Origin of the sequence: Eubacterium aggregans, assembly GCF_900107815.1 — a bacterium.
In the GTDB taxonomy this organism is placed as follows: domain Bacteria; phylum Bacillota; class Clostridia; order Eubacteriales; family Eubacteriaceae; genus Eubacterium_O; species Eubacterium_O aggregans.
Genome location: NZ_FNRK01000023.1, coordinates 25,336 through 39,733 on the forward strand (window position 1 = coordinate 25,336; position 14,398 = coordinate 39,733).

At 47.8% G+C, this 14,398-nt stretch carries 14 protein-coding genes; 9 read left to right on the forward strand and 5 right to left on the reverse strand.

Annotated features, from left to right (window positions below; all coding sequences use genetic code 11):
* Positions 1 to 77: 77 nt before the first annotated feature.
* From BLW33_RS11220 to BLW33_RS11230, 3 genes are all read right to left on the reverse strand, one after another.
* Positions 78 to 809, reverse strand: a complete 732-nt coding sequence (locus BLW33_RS11220; RefSeq protein WP_090308898.1) for a hypothetical protein — start codon at positions 807 to 809, stop codon at positions 78 to 80.
* Entirely contained in the window at positions 806 to 3,592 is a 2,787-nt protein-coding gene (locus tag BLW33_RS11225) for a cation-translocating P-type ATPase (RefSeq protein ID WP_090308900.1), read from the reverse strand. The genes BLW33_RS11220 and BLW33_RS11225 overlap by 4 nt, the downstream gene beginning before the upstream one ends.
* Positions 3,593 to 4,019: 427 nt before the next feature.
* Positions 4,020 to 4,415, reverse strand: coding sequence for an HsmA family protein (locus tag BLW33_RS11230; RefSeq protein ID WP_090308929.1), 396 nt, complete (start codon positions 4,413 to 4,415; stop codon positions 4,020 to 4,022).
* A gap of 209 nt (positions 4,416 to 4,624) precedes the next feature.
* Between BLW33_RS11230 and BLW33_RS11235 the strand changes: the two genes are divergently transcribed.
* The 8 genes from BLW33_RS11235 to BLW33_RS11270 all read left to right on the forward strand — a co-directional run bounded on the left by BLW33_RS11235 (position 4,625) and on the right by BLW33_RS11270 (position 12,541).
* Positions 4,625 to 5,494 (forward strand): substrate-binding domain-containing protein, encoded by an 870-nt coding sequence (locus BLW33_RS11235; protein WP_090308903.1) that lies wholly within the window; start codon positions 4,625 to 4,627, stop codon positions 5,492 to 5,494.
* A gap of 75 nt (positions 5,495 to 5,569) precedes the next feature.
* Positions 5,570 to 6,421 carry a phosphate ABC transporter permease subunit PstC gene (pstC, locus tag BLW33_RS11240; RefSeq protein WP_090308905.1) on the forward strand — a complete coding sequence of 284 codons (852 nt, stop codon included), beginning with the start codon at positions 5,570 to 5,572 and terminating at the stop codon, positions 6,419 to 6,421.
* Positions 6,418 to 7,251, forward strand: a complete 834-nt coding sequence (gene pstA / locus BLW33_RS11245; protein WP_090308908.1) for a phosphate ABC transporter permease PstA — start codon at positions 6,418 to 6,420, stop codon at positions 7,249 to 7,251. The genes pstC and pstA overlap by 4 nt, the downstream gene beginning before the upstream one ends.
* 12 nt (positions 7,252 to 7,263) lie before the next feature.
* Positions 7,264 to 8,013 carry a phosphate ABC transporter ATP-binding protein PstB gene (gene pstB, locus BLW33_RS11250; RefSeq protein ID WP_090308911.1) on the forward strand — a complete coding sequence of 250 codons (750 nt, stop codon included), beginning with the start codon at positions 7,264 to 7,266 and terminating at the stop codon, positions 8,011 to 8,013.
* Positions 8,010 to 8,678, forward strand: coding sequence for a phosphate signaling complex protein PhoU (gene phoU, locus BLW33_RS11255; protein WP_479723645.1), 669 nt, complete (start codon positions 8,010 to 8,012; stop codon positions 8,676 to 8,678). The genes pstB and phoU overlap by 4 nt, the downstream gene beginning before the upstream one ends.
* Before the next feature lie 2 nt (positions 8,679 to 8,680).
* Positions 8,681 to 9,355, forward strand: coding sequence for a winged helix-turn-helix domain-containing protein (locus BLW33_RS11260; RefSeq protein ID WP_090308914.1), 675 nt, complete (start codon positions 8,681 to 8,683; stop codon positions 9,353 to 9,355).
* Complete coding sequence (locus tag BLW33_RS11265) at positions 9,352 to 11,004, forward strand: sensor histidine kinase (RefSeq protein WP_090308917.1); 1,653 nt, start codon at positions 9,352 to 9,354, stop codon at positions 11,002 to 11,004. Before BLW33_RS11260 ends, BLW33_RS11265 begins: the two co-directional genes overlap by 4 nt.
* 274 nt (positions 11,005 to 11,278) lie before the next feature.
* Complete coding sequence (locus tag BLW33_RS11270) at positions 11,279 to 12,541, forward strand: hypothetical protein (protein ID WP_143032630.1); 1,263 nt, start codon at positions 11,279 to 11,281, stop codon at positions 12,539 to 12,541.
* Positions 12,542 to 12,549: 8 nt separating this feature from the next.
* On the opposite strand, the gene BLW33_RS11275 is transcribed toward BLW33_RS11270, so the two are convergent.
* Together BLW33_RS11275 and BLW33_RS14020 are read right to left on the reverse strand one after the other, a co-directional pair.
* Positions 12,550 to 13,203, reverse strand: coding sequence for a pentapeptide repeat-containing protein (locus BLW33_RS11275; protein ID WP_090308923.1), 654 nt, complete (start codon positions 13,201 to 13,203; stop codon positions 12,550 to 12,552).
* A gap of 403 nt (positions 13,204 to 13,606) precedes the next feature.
* The gene (locus tag BLW33_RS14020) at positions 13,607 to 14,014 is read right to left on the reverse strand and encodes a hypothetical protein (RefSeq protein WP_207647832.1); all 408 of its coding nucleotides are present in this window, start codon (positions 14,012 to 14,014) and stop codon (positions 13,607 to 13,609) included.
* A gap of 123 nt (positions 14,015 to 14,137) precedes the next feature.
* Here BLW33_RS14020 and BLW33_RS11280 point away from each other — a divergent pair.
* On the forward strand, positions 14,138 to 14,398 hold a 261-nt coding region (locus tag BLW33_RS11280; RefSeq protein WP_143032632.1), incomplete at its 3' end, for a transposase.

The following is a 14,398-nucleotide window of genomic DNA, read 5'->3' on the forward strand; positions in this document are numbered from 1 at the left end:
CCTCTCTCATCTTGAACTACAACTATTATAATGAGTAATTGCCTGAATGACAAGTCTTTAATGCCAAACTGCGTGTTTTAAGCTTTTTCAAGTGCCAGAGGGTCCTGACTGATTTCTAATAAAAACAGATACGGATACTCTTTCTTAATATGCTGCATATGCCGCACCCAATTGATTAAAACCCCACGCATGGCCCGCTCCATATCCTCTCTCAAATGATATTGGTCCATCTCAGAAAGCTTTTCAAAACCTTCCCTTGCCTTCAGCTCATCCTTTAGATGAAACATGGCCCAAAGCATATCCGTAAACTCTTCATGCTCTAAAAGTGCAGGATTTGAGATAATCACCAACATGGACATATTTTTCTCTTCAAAATACGCCTTTAACCGCATCAAACAGTCCGGATGAAGACAAAAAGTAAACCGGCAGTCTTTAATGGACTGAACCGCCCCTCTGAATTCTCGATCCCCCCAATCCTCCTGGATGGACAGACAGGGGTGCAGCACCTCCTTATTGGTAACCGTAGACAGCATATCCCGAAGCAGCTGCATCCCACAATCACTAAAGAAGGTACTGGCAAGCATCTGGGTTTTCTCCAGACGGTCCCTTTTTTCCCGGCTTTCCACCAACTTCCCAACCGCAATGGTCACCACGGCAATCTGAACCGGGAGAAAGGCCCAATCCTGGAGCAGGTAAAAGAAAGTATCCCGGGAATCATGGAAAACAAAGAACTGTACTGCGTAAATAAGGGCAGAAATTCCAAAAAGAATCCCAATAATAATTGGCGTTGTATATTTTTTCATCATCATCCTTTTTTCCTCTGAAATCCCCGCTGGATAGCCTTTACCACCTCCGACACGACGATAACAGAAAGTCCCAATCCAATAATTTTAAGCCACATGGTAAGGGACAGCGGAATGGTCCCATAGAAGATACCACCATACTGGGTGATAATCACCTGAAGCAGAAAGGTCAGTCCAAAGACCAGCAGCATCAGCCGATTGTTAAAGAAATTTTTAAAAATACTCGTCGGCGTCAATTCTCTACTATTAAAAGCATTAAAAAGATGCATCACCACAAAGAGGGTGAACAAAATAGTATACTGCTCCCCAGGTGTTCCCCCCAGAATATTAAAGAGTGCCTGGAGCATAAAGATAATGGACACATAGACCGCATTGGAGGCAATCCGGGTCATCATGCTGCCATTGACAATGCTGGCATCCCGAGGGATGGGGCGGCGGCCCAGAAGATCCTCCCGAATGGGCTCAAGCCCAAGGGTAAGCGCCGGCGGACCATCCATAATGATATTAATCCACAAAAGCTGCAGAGCGGAGAAGGGCGACGCCATCCCCAATAAAATGCTGGTCAGCACGACGATGACCGACGAAAGGTTCACCGTCAGCTGAAATTGGATAAAGCGCTGGAAATTCTCAAAGATTCCCCGGCCCCACTGCACTGCTTTTACAATGGTGGAGAAGGAATCGTCCAATAAAACAATATCGCTGGCTTCCTTGGACACCTCGGTCCCCGTGATGCCCATGGCAATCCCCACGTCCGCCTTTTTAATGGCCGGGGCGTCGTTAATGCCATCGCCGGTGACCGCTACCACATTGCCCAGTTCCTTTAGGGCAGAGACCACCCGCATTTTCACCGTTGGGGTGCTCCGGGCAATCACCCGGATCTGGGGCAGACAGGCCTTTAGCTCGTCCTCGGTTAAATCCTCCAGGCTGACAGCTTCTACCACCTGTTCCCCGTCCTTTAAAATACCCAGCTCCTCGGCAATGGCCTGAGCCGTCAGACTATTATCTCCCGTGAGCATTTTCAGCTCAATCCCCGCGGCCCGGCAACGGGCCACAGATTCATACACATCTCCCCTCAGTGGATCAGCGATGGCCACAAAGCCATCGAAAACCATATCCGATTCGATGGAAGCCCGTCTTTCCTCCAGGGCAGTGATGGGCATTTCCTGGGTCAATGGGCGATGGCAAAAAGCCAATACCCGTTTAGCCTTACGCTCAAAGCCCGCCATTGCGGCTTCAATCTGGGCTTTGTAATCCGCATTCATGGGCTCATTGACCCCATCCACCTCCACAAAGGCACATTGGGATAAAATTTTCTCTGGACTTCCCTTCGAATAAGCCATAAAACCCTGGTCTACTTCAATAATGGTGGTCATATTTTTGGTCTCAGAAGAGAAGGGGAACACAAAGGAAACCGTGGCATCCTTTCGGATAGCATCGTAGGTTTTTCGAGGGAGGGTGGCATCGGTGCCTTCACCGCCATTGTATTTTTCATAGGCGGTAATCAGTGCACACTCCGTGGGATTCCCGATAAAGCGTACCGTCTCCCCGTCCATTTCAATGTCCGCAGTACTATTTAAGATGAAATTCTCAATCAAATGAACATCATTAATTTCCGAGGCCGGTATCCGGCGCTGGCAAACGCCCTCTGGCCAGTCTTCGGAGCTGACACAGGCCCGGCCACAATTATTTTTATGGGAGGCGATGACCATATCCGTCACTGTCATGCGATTTTCTGTGAGTGTCCCGGTTTTATCGGAGCAGATTACATTGATACAGCCAATGGTTTCACAGGCAATGAGCTTTTTTACCAGGGCATTCTGTCTGGCCATCTTTATGATGTTGAGGGATAGGGATACCGCCACAATGGTGGGCAGTCCCTCAGGGACCGCTGCGACAATGAGGACAATGCTGGTAATAAAGGCCTCTGATACCGTGTCCAGATTAAAGGTGCCACTTGATAAAAAGATAATACACTGAATGGTAAAAACGATGGCTGCTGCCGTCGCCCCCAGAATGGTGATGAGCTTGCCCAGGCGGTCCAGCTTTTCCTGAAGAGGGGTCTTGCCATCCCCTTCCACTGAGAGCTCCCGGGCGATGCTGCCAAATTCCGTGGCGTCTCCCACAGCGGTCACCACCGCAACACCACTCCCCCCGGTGACGAAGCAGCCGGAGTACAGCATGTTGACCCGCTCCGCCACCGGAGTCTTGGGATTATCGAAAATCAGATTTCCATCTTTTTTAACAGGGTTACTCTCTCCAGTGAGGGAGGACTCATCCACCCGCAGCTCCTGGGTTTCCAGAAGTCTGGCATCCGCGGAAATCATATCTCCAGTGGCGATCTCCATGATATCTCCCACTACCAGCTCCTTCTGGCTGATGAGGGTGATACCGCCCCCTCGAAGGACCTTGACCTGGACGTCTTCATTAATTTTGTTCAGGGCATCAAAGGCCTTTTCTGAACGGCCTTCCATGATGACCGTTACCCCCACCGCTAAAAAAATAGCCGCAAAGATACCGACACATTCAATAAACTCGGTTTCTCCCCCTGTGAATAAACGGATGAAATTCACCCCCAGGGTAATGGCTGCGGCGGTGAGGAGCATGATGATCATGGGCTCTGTGGTCGCATCCCAAATTTTCTTCCAAACCGATTTTGCCTTTGCCTTCGTAAAGGTGTTGGCGCCATTCACTGCCCGGCTCTCCTCTGCCTCCTCTGGCGTCAAGCCTCTGCCGGGATCAACACCCAATCTAGACAATACTGCTTTGGCACTCTCTCTAAATGCTTGCATTTTTCCTCCTCTTACTGTGCTCTATCTACCACGAAGTAACACTCGTTCCGCAACTTGATTGTCTCAGTTTAAATCAGCTCCACTGATTTCTCCAGTCCAAGCACTGCTTGGCCTTCAAGCGGCACCCCTCTTCGTCGTGCCTTTCAGCTGCGCTTTGTAAAAGCAGAAACACTGAGCACCTTATAAAAGCAAGCTTTTAACAGCACTCACTATTCCCACTTTTATACTTCTGTTAGCAAACGCGAAAAAAAAGAAGAGACCTTTGGCGAAAGATATACTTATCCTCTGCCAAAAGTCTCGTTACCATTCAGGTCCTAAAGCCAGGCCGATGGCCAGTCTGTTGACTTTAGTGTTTTAACTACTCCCTTTTGTCCCTCTATTGTAATTGAAGGACTTTCGGGTGTCAAGAAAAAATCCTTGGGATGTTTTAAATTCCCATTCCCATAAACATGCCAATAAAGTATGGGATGAGCCAGATCAGCCAGACGAAGAGGCTGAATTTATGGAAGGCCTCTTGTTGGTGGGCATTGCCTTTACGCAACGTCCAGGTGGCCCAAATAGCGTGGAAGAGCATCAGTGCAATGGCCAGGGCTCCGGTCACCCCATGAATGGCCAGCTCGGTGGAGCTCATCCCTCCGCCGCCAGTTCTGGAAATGACCGACATCAGGGTTGTCCCGGTGGTGTCGCACACCAGGCCCATCCAAAAAATGACCACATGCCATTTTAACAAGCGTTTTTCCCGCCGCTCTCCAAATACACCAATAGTGTAAAAAACCAATGCCAGGGTAATGGCAATAATTGCAAAAATTAATTTACTATCCATATCTACTTTAACCAATCCTTTCATGCAAACTCTCTTTTAAGTGTAACGCTATTGGTATGACCTGTAAACGGCTGAAGCAGAACTTTAATTGAGTTTAAGACTTCTCCTGACTTTACTTGTATTTAACATAACCAGCCTTTTGGTTTTAACAAAGCTTTTATACAATAAATCCATCGTAAAATGATAAATAAAAGGAGAAAACATTTATTATGAAAAAAGCATTTACCATCCTCTGTGTGACATTATTAATGGCTGTCACCTTAGCCGGTTGTGGCGGCGGATCTGCCAGTGGCGGAAGCATTACTGTCATCTCTCGTGAGGATGGCTCCGGTACCCGGGGCGCCTTCATCGAATTGTTTGGTATTGAAGAAAAGGACTCTGCCGGTAATAAAGTTGATAAGACCATCGATTCTGCGGATATCACCAACAGTACCTCCGTTATGCTGACCAGCGTTTCAGGCAATACTGATGCCATCGGATATGTCTCCCTGGGCTCTCTCAACGATACCGTCAAAGCTTTGAAAATCGACGGAGCTGAAGCCACTGCTGCAAACATCGACAACGGTAGCTACAAGATTTCCCGTCCTTTTAACATCATTACTAAAGAGGGTTTATCCGATGTCTCCAAGGATTTTGTGGATTACATTCTTTCAGCTGACGGCCAGGCCATCGTTGAAGAAACAGGCTATATCAAGGCATCCACCAATGGCGCTTATGCCGGAACCAAGCCTGCCGGTAAGATTACTGTCGCGGGTTCCTCCTCTGTCACTCCAGTGATGGAAAAATTGAAAGAAGCTTACCTGAAGGTTAACCCTAACGCCGAAATCGAAGTCCAGCAAAGTGACTCCACCACAGGTGTCAACAGCACTGTTGATGGCATCTGCGATATCGGCATGGCATCCCGTGGGTTAAAGGACAGTGAAAAATCCAAGGGTGTCACGGCAACGGTCATCGCCACCGATGGGATTGCGGTTATCATCAATAAAGACAATAGCGTTGATAACCTCACGGTCAACCAGGTTAAGGATATCTACACCGGTAACATTACGACCTGGGATGAAGTAGCCCCCGCAAACTAAAGCCCTTCCCCATTGGTATGCTCCCTCTTCGGAGGGGGCCTTCTTTGTAAATTTGATATTGGAGACATTTTATCGATGAAAGAATTGAGAGAAAATTTCATGAAGGGCGTGTTCATCGCCGCCGCCTGTGTTTCCATCCTTGCCGTAATAATGATCTGCTTGTTCCTCTTTGTCAATGGCATTCCCGCCATTGCGAAGATTGGGCTCTTCAATTTCCTTTTCGGCGAGGTCTGGAAGCCAAGCAATAACCTCTATGGTATCCTCCCCATGATTCTGGGCTCTATTTACGTCACCGCTGGAGCCATTGTCATCGGGGTCCCCATCGGTTTGTTAACTGCCATCTTCATGGCCCGCTTCTGCCCCCCGGGGCTTTATAAGCTTTTAAAACCCTCAGTGGACTTGCTGGCCGGTATTCCTTCTGTGGTCTACGGCTTTTTTGGATTGATGGTCTTCGTCCCGATGATCCGAGGGATTTTTGGCGGTTCTGGCACTAGTATGCTGGCTGCCTGCCTGATTCTGGGTATTATGATTCTTCCTACCATCATCAGTGTCAGTGAATCCGCGCTGCGGGCGGTGCCGAACAGCTACTACGAAGGGGCACTGGCACTGGGTGCTACCCATGAGCGTTCTGTCTTTTTTACTGTTGTACCGGCCGCCAAATCCGGTATTTTAGCCGGAGTAATCCTTGGTGTTGGTCGGGCCATCGGAGAAACCATGGCCGTTATTATGATTGCAGGGAATCAGGCTGCAATGCCGAGGGGCCTGCTAAAAGGTGTTCGCACCCTAACGGCAAATATTGTTTTGGAGATGGGCTACGCCGCTGACCTCCATCGAGAAGCCCTGATTGCAACAGCCGTGGTGCTTTTTGTGTTCATCCTGATTATTAATTTGTGCTTCTCCATCTTAAAAAGGAGGACTGACGCATGACCCAATCAAGTAAAATACAGGCTAAGGTATTAAAGGGTCTGGTTTGGTTTGGTGCCATCATGACCATTGGCATTCTGGCCTTTCTGGTATTATACATCCTAATTATGGGGGTTCCCAATCTCTCTTTGGATTTATTTGCTTTTAAGTATACCACCGAGAATGTTTCCCTCTTCCCGGCCCTGGTCAATACCATTATCATGATTGCCGTTACCCTGATTATCGCCGTTCCCCTTGGAATTGGCTCTGCCATCTTCTTAGAAGAATATGCCAAACGTGGCAATCCCCTGGTCAAGCTTGTGGCCATTACCACAGAAACCCTCTCGGGTATTCCCTCCATCGTCTATGGAATCTTTGGGATGCTCTTCTTTGTCACAACCCTGGGCTGGGGCTATTCCATGCTGGCGGGGTCTTGTACCCTGGCTATTATGATTTTGCCCCTGATTATGCGTACCACCCAAGAAGCTTTAAAAGCCGTGCCGGACACTTACCGGGAGGGGAGCTTTGGCCTGGGAGCCGGACGGCTGCGGACCGTATTTCGTATTATCTTACCGGCCGCCTCTCCGGGGATCTTTGCCGGAATCGTGTTGGCCGTCGGTCGAATCGTTGGGGAAACCGCAGCGCTGATTTACACAGCGGGTACCGTGGCCCAGATCCCCCCGAACCTCATGGGCTCTGGACGGACCCTGGCCATCCATATGTATGCGCTATGGAGCGAAGGGCTAAACACCGGACAATCCTATGCAACGGCAGTGGTGCTCCTCGTCATCGTCATCCTGCTGAATTTACTATCAGAGAAAATCGCTCAAAAAATCGCCAGTGGCGGTAACTAATTGGAGAAAAATATGGATAAAATCGTAACCCAAAACCTCAATTTATTTTACGGTGATTTCCACGCCTTAAAGGATATTAACCTGCAGCTTCCGGAAAATCAAATCACCGCCTTAATCGGCCCGTCGGGCTGTGGAAAATCAACCTACTTGAAAACCCTCAACCGGATGAACGATCTGATCGAGGGGTGTAAGATCACCGGGGACATTACCCTAGACGGTGAGGATATTTATAAGGGGATGGATGTCAACCTCCTGCGCAAGCGGGTGGGGATGGTCTTTCAAAAGCCCAATCCCTTCCCCATGAGTGTCTATGATAACATCGCCTATGGACCCCGAACCCATGGCATCAAAAACAAAGCGCAGCTCGACGATATTGTGGAAAAATCCCTTCGAGGGGCTGCCATTTGGGGTGAGCTTAAAGACCGCCTTAAGAAAAGCGCCCTGGGTTTATCTGGTGGCCAACAGCAGCGGCTTTGCATTGCCAGGGCCTTAGCCGTGGAACCGGAGGTCCTTCTCATGGATGAACCGACCTCGGCACTTGACCCTATTTCAACAGCAAAGATTGAAGACCTTGCCATTGAACTGAAAGAAAAGTATACTATCATTATCGTCACCCACTCCATGCAGCAGGCTACTCGGATTTCAGACCGTACCGCCTTCTTCCTGCTCGGAGAGGTGATCGAGTATAACGAGACGGAGGTTCTCTTCTCCACCCCCGTTCATAAGAAAACCGAAGATTATATTACAGGGAGGTTCGGATGATGCGTAATCGATTTGATGAACAATTAGAAAAACTAAACAATGATTTAATTACCATGGGTAGCCTGTGTGAAACGGCCATTGCCCGGGCCTGCAAGGCCCTTACTAAAAACGATGCCGCCATGGCCAAGGAAGCCATCCTTGCCGATGATGAAATCGACCAGATGGAACAGGATATTGAAGACCTCTGCCTTCGACTCCTCCTCCAGCAACAGCCTGTTGCCAGGGATCTGCGTCTGATTTCCTCCGCCCTTAAAATGATTACCGATATGGAACGCATCGGTGACCAGGCTGCAGATATTGCTGAAATCGTCAGCTCCTCTAACCTCAGCCACTATGCAGAAATTATCCCCATTCCAGAGATGGCTAAAGCGACCATTGCCATGGTAACCGATAGTATTGACGCCTATGTCAAACGGGATTTAGAAATGGCCAAAGGTGTCCTTATTGCAGATGATGTGGTGGACTCCTATTTCATCAAAATTCGGGATGACCTCATTGAACTTATCGCAGGAAATAAAACCATGGGAGCCCAGGCCTTGGATATTCTTATGATTGTCAAATACTTAGAACGTATTGGTGACCATGCCACTAATATTGCTGGGTGGGTGGTCTTTTCCATCACTGGCGAACATGGAGAGGTCCCCATTGCCACCGAGAGGTCCTAACCATGATTTATATTGTGGAGGATGATGCCGGTATCCGCGAACTGGTAATGTATACCCTGCAAAATTCCGGCTATAGGGTCTGTGGCTTCGAACAAGGTGACGGACTGTTTTCCACCTTGTCCGATCCTTTTCCTGAGCTCATCCTGTTGGATATCATGCTCCCTGGTGAAGATGGTATCCAAATTCTTAAAAAATTACGACAAGACGAACGGACAAAGGCAATCCCGATTATCATGCTCACAGCAAAAAGCGCTGAGTACGATAAGGTCATCGGCTTAGACAATGGTGCCGACGACTATGTGACCAAGCCCTTTGGTATGATGGAGTTGCTCTCCCGTATTAAAGCGGTGCTTCGCAGAAGCACCCCCCAGCCGGAAAGCCAGATTCTCTCCTATAAAAACATCCTCATTGACGAACGGGCCCACCAAGCGACTGTAGACGGTACCCCCGTGGATCTGACACTAAAAGAATACAATCTTCTTAACCTGCTGATGCATAATATCGGCACGGTACTCACCCGGGATATGCTCCTTTCTAAAATATGGGGCTACGATTTTGACGGTGAAACCCGTACGGTGGATGTCCATATCCGGACACTGAGACAGAAATTAGGCGAGGAGCACCCCATCATCGAAACCGTTCGTGGCGTCGGCTACCGCATAGGAGGCCACACATGAAAAAACGAATCTCCGGCAGTATCTTCTTTACTGCTCTGTTAACCTTAATCTTAACCTCTGGGCTCATCATCCCAGTTTTATACAGCAGCTTTGTTAGTGAAACCCGCCAAGCTTTAGAAACCGAGTCGGGCTACCTGGTACAGGCTATGAAAACCCTGGATGATGTCACCTATTTAAAAAGCGTAGGCAAAGACAGCAACACTCGCCTTACCCTGATTTCTCCAGACGGTACTGTTCTCTACGACAGCAATGCCTTTGAGAGCCAAATGGAAAACCATGGCAACCGACCAGAGGTCGAAGCGGCCCTGGAAACGGGAAAGGGCTCCGACAGCCGTTTGTCAAAAACCCTGGATGAATCCACCTATTATTATGCCACGAAACTGGACAGTGGCAATATTCTTCGGCTGGCCATCACCACCCGGAGTACCCTTGGTGTCTTTGGAAGCTCGGCATCCCTCTTAGCATTCCTGCTGGTGGCTGTGATGATCGCTGCCCTTTGGGTTGGCCATTCTATCAGCAAAGCCATCCTCATGCCCATTAACCATCTGGACCTCGACCATCCTTTGGAGAACGACACCTACGAGGAGCTTTCACCCCTTTTGCTGCGGCTGGACCGCCAGCGGCAGCGGATTAATGAACAAATGCAGGCCCTTTCAGACAAGCAGCGAGAATTCGATCAAATTACTGAAAGTATGGGGGATGGCCTGGCTATCTTCGGCAGCAACGGCCATGTTCTTTCCCTCAATCGCAGTGCCAAGGCCTTCTTTGAAGGCGGAATTTACAATGGCACTTACTTGGAGCTCTGTCGGGAAAATCCCTTTGTTAGTCTTATTGAAACAGTCCTCCAGGGCGAAAAGGCCAATATCCGCATGAAGCGAAACAACCGCTTCTATGAGCTGTCCGCCAGTCCGGTGGATGCCGGGGATGGCAGCCATGCGGTGGTTCTGTTCATCGCCGATGTCACCGAACGGGAAAACATTGAAAAGATGCGCCGAGAATTTTCTGCCAATGTATCCCACGAGCTGAAAACCCCACTCACTTCTATTCTAGGCTATTCTGAAATTATGGAAAGTGGCCTGGCCAAGCCCGAGGATATTAATCGTTTTGCTGGCCAAATTCATTTTGAAGCCAGCCGTCTCCTCACCCTGATTCAAGACATCATCCGACTATCCAGCCTGGATGAATCCGATATGAGTGAAGCCTTTGAACCCATCGATCTTTACCAATTGTGTAAAAACGTCCGGGATAGCCTCCAAAAGAAAGCCGATAAGCACCATGTCGCCCTTACCCTTACGGGGGCACCAGTTACCATTAATGGGATTGCGCCAACCCTCTACGAAATGGTCTTTAACCTCTGCGACAATGCCATTGCCTACAACCAGGATGGTGGCACAGTGGAAATCCACGTTGGCATGGATTATAACCATCCCGTCATTTGGGTTAAGGATACTGGCATTGGTATCCCCGAAGAGCATTTGGCCCGGATTTTCGAACGCTTCTATCGGGTGGATAAAAGCCATTCCAAGGAAACCGGCGGAACGGGTCTGGGGCTTTCTATTGTCAAACACGGCGCTATGATCCACCACGCTGAGGTTGAGGTAGACAGTACCCCAGGTGAAGGCAGTACCTTTACGATTACCTTCAGCTAAAAGAAAAAATGCCATGGCACCTTTTAGGATGCCATGGCATTTTTCATTTCACCTTATTTGTAGCCGGAATGCTGTTTGCTCTTTTATTCTAAGTGACCTTTAGATAAATTACAAGATGTGGCAGGTTTTGTGGGCAGGGTTTCCACATTTACCTGAAATTTTTAATGACCAGGCCGTACCATTGTGCTAAAATACAACTCATAAGAATGGAAATGAAAGGAAAATAAATTATGAGTCTATTTGCCAATTTTTGCAGCTCAACCCAGCGGAGACCATGGCTCTCATTGATGCCTATTATGCCACCCTCCATGGCGAGGTCTGTTATGCCCAGCATCAAAGTATTCTCTCCTTTATTAACTCCTTTAATCGATCGACCACGCCCCTTGACTGTCCCTGGTCCCCCAGCGTCTCCATGGTGACTGATGAGTGTCAGTTCACCACGCTGGACACCCCGACGGCACTCACTGCAGCGCTCTTTCGTGTCGTTTCCGAATCCGTAAAAATAGAGGACGGTAGTCTGGAGCTGGTAACCCAGCCCGATTGTACCAGTCTATATAACATCATCGATCAGCTGGATATCCACAGGAAACTTTTAATGACCCATTTAATCTGCCTGGACAATACCAATGGCAGTGCCTCATCCTCAACCTACAATATCAATTGTTTGAAACAATCCCTGGCATTACTGTCCCGTCACCGCGGCTATCGAGCCTTTTACTACTACGATGATGTCCCGGCCCATTTCAGCCCCTACACCCTCTATCCCTGCTTAGTCCTTGGCCGCCAGGGTGCTGTTTTATTCGATGCCCAATGCACCTCTGGATTTTTCATCCAAACCCAGGATGCCCTCAACCAGCTCCGGGCCTACACCCAGCGTCTAAAGGGACACTGTATCCCGATGTACCAGCAGTGCTACGATATTATAGAAGAAATGGCGGTTTATTCCAATATCCTCAATGAACCTTGCTGTGTCATTGAAGCAATACCCTGCATCTTACCCTTTGTAACAGAAGATATCCTAGAGCGCACCATTTGCAATCCCTTCCCCCAGCGGGAGGCCCTTATCCAATTGTTTTTAGATTACACCGGTAAGCAGCGGGAAAAGGTTCTTAAAACCAACTCCTTGTTAACCAGCTTCACCCCCCAGGGGTTGGATTATTTTGTGGAAACCGGCCGAACGCCAGAGATCCCCGATGATTTTTATCAGCCCCTCCCCCCTGCAGACCGCCGCTATCTTCTGGAGCAGGTCCTCATTCAGGTAAAAACGGGGCGTTCCCGGATTCTAAAGATAGATAAGGTCCATCTTGATCCAAACCTTGTTATCACCACCATGGAGCATCATTTGCTCATGACCTTTCATTCCAATATTCCTGGGGATAAATCCATTGTGACAGCTTATTTGGATGAGCCCCATCTCGCCCAGGCCTTTGCTACTTTCTGGGAAAACTTAGAGGACTACCACTGCCTTTACGATCTTCCAGAATCCATCGCCATGGTTGAAGAACGAATTGCACGGCTAAAGTCAAGCATCCTGTAAGGAGATGGTCACACGACCTCAATCCCCAAGAGACGCATCAGCCCCGCCGCCTGGAAGGGATCGAGCCGGGCGCCCCGCAGCTCACCCAGGGTATCTGAAACCTGGATACCCTCGATGGTGCTGCTTGTTAAATCCAATCCCTTTAATGGCGTTTTAAAAAATGCCGTTTGTGTAAAATCACACGTCAAGGCCTCCAAATCCCTTAGTCGGCTCTGGGTGATAAAAGCCCCGGTAAAATCCACCTCCTCCCAGTGAGCCCATCGCCACTGGGAGCCATCAAAATCCGTATATTTCATATTATTATCCGCCAATAGGATGTTTTTGAAAACCCCTTGGCTAAAGCTGCTCCCCAATGCTTTACAGCCCTTCCATTCACATTGGCTAAAGTAGGCATCTTCAAATCGGCTGCCCGAAAAATCGCAATTCCGAAAGCTGACATTTTTAAAACTGCTTTTTTTAAAGGAACACTCCAACAGGCGACAATTCTCAAAACGTGCATTTTCAACATTTAATTCTGAAAAATCCTGTTCCGATCCCAGGATCCCTTTGATCACACAGTCCCCCAGGCATTCTTCCTGGGCAAGAACCTCATCCACCCGCTTTTTAAAATCGATCAGTACCTCCAAATCATCCCTTAGGTCCACGGCTTCAATTTTTTTCATGGTCGCTCCTCCCTCTTCGTGTCCTTTATTCTACGGCTTATCCCTCCTACGGTCAAGGAAAGCTTAATAAAAACGGTGGACGTTGACAATAACTATGGTCTATCGTATAACTTCGGCTTTGACCGTTAAGGAAAAAAGACCATCGAGGGCAAGCCCGACAGTCTTCTTTATTTCAGAATAGGGAGATGTTAATACCCATTTAATGAGCCCCGTGCTTTTTAAAGTTTTTTCATAATCTCTTTAAGGAAATACAGAATAGCACAAACACTAATCGTGATGGGTAAATCATAAAACAAAGTCGCTGGATAACCAATAATACGAATTACAAAAGTGCCAATGATGGGTATTAGTAATAGTAAGTATAGTAAATCGTAATTTTTTTCTTTCATAGGTATCTCTTTCTTCAATCATGATTTTTTAGAACTTTATTGATGACATCCACCCCATTAAAAGGTGATGCGAAGTCAATGGAAAACGGCCCAAAAGAAAGGGTATAAGCCCAATTTACTGGATTGTGAACATATGTAACAATTACATCTGGTGATCCAAGATTCGAATCTCGCCTTGCGCATATGCTACCCATGCCAAAAGTTTCTGCAGAATGAATTGGATAAGTTGCTCCATTAAAATCAAGCTTTGATGGATTCGTATAATAACGTTCCTGACCAAGTGCGGATATAGTAGTAAATGATGGTGTGGTAAGAATGTTCCATCTATTAAAATCAATTAGAAATGAAAAAGAATCATGTGCAGTATCTGGATTTAACTGTGGATTGGTCCATTCGTAGTATGGTCTAATATAAGTTCTCAAAAAATTATTACTGACGTGAAATGTGGATACACCAAATTTCAAATTGGAGTGTTATCATAAAAGTACAGTCAAAACGACAAGGAAATGATAAAATAAAGAAAACAGAGAGGACTGTACACCCAAATGGCAAAAAAATACACACCCGAATTCAGAGCAGAGGCTGTCAAGCTATCTCAAGAAATTGGCGCACGGCCAGCATCTGAACGCCTCAACATCAATCTTGATACAATGTATACCTGGATTAGCAAGGCGAAGCATCATCAAAGCGAAGTTGATGCCTTAATCCAGAAAAAAGGTGGTACGGTCGCCCTGGCCGATGAAAACAATCAACTAAGGCGTAGACTTCGGGAACGTGAAGAAGAAATCGAAATTCTTCAGGATGCC

Bases quoted from the DNA above. Each gene is read 5' to 3' on its own strand.
- BLW33_RS11220 (WP_090308898.1), bottom strand. From the start codon at position 809: ATGATGATGAAAAAATATACAACGCCAATTATTATTGGGATTCTTTTT.
- BLW33_RS11225 (WP_090308900.1), bottom strand. From the start codon at position 3,592: ATGCAAGCATTTAGAGAGAGTGCCAAAGCAGTATTGTCTAGATTGGGT.
- BLW33_RS11230 (WP_090308929.1), bottom strand. From the start codon at position 4,415: ATGGATAGTAAATTAATTTTTGCAATTATTGCCATTACCCTGGCATTG.
- BLW33_RS11235 (WP_090308903.1), top strand. From the start codon at position 4,625: ATGAAAAAAGCATTTACCATCCTCTGTGTGACATTATTAATGGCTGTC.
- pstC (WP_090308905.1), top strand. From the start codon at position 5,570: ATGAAAGAATTGAGAGAAAATTTCATGAAGGGCGTGTTCATCGCCGCC.
- pstA (WP_090308908.1), top strand. From the start codon at position 6,418: ATGACCCAATCAAGTAAAATACAGGCTAAGGTATTAAAGGGTCTGGTT.
- pstB (WP_090308911.1), top strand. From the start codon at position 7,264: ATGGATAAAATCGTAACCCAAAACCTCAATTTATTTTACGGTGATTTC.
- phoU (WP_479723645.1), top strand. From the start codon at position 8,010: ATGATGCGTAATCGATTTGATGAACAATTAGAAAAACTAAACAATGAT.
- BLW33_RS11260 (WP_090308914.1), top strand. From the start codon at position 8,681: ATGATTTATATTGTGGAGGATGATGCCGGTATCCGCGAACTGGTAATG.
- BLW33_RS11265 (WP_090308917.1), top strand. From the start codon at position 9,352: ATGAAAAAACGAATCTCCGGCAGTATCTTCTTTACTGCTCTGTTAACC.
- BLW33_RS11270 (WP_143032630.1), top strand. From the start codon at position 11,279: ATGGCTCTCATTGATGCCTATTATGCCACCCTCCATGGCGAGGTCTGT.
- BLW33_RS11275 (WP_090308923.1), bottom strand. From the start codon at position 13,203: ATGAAAAAAATTGAAGCCGTGGACCTAAGGGATGATTTGGAGGTACTG.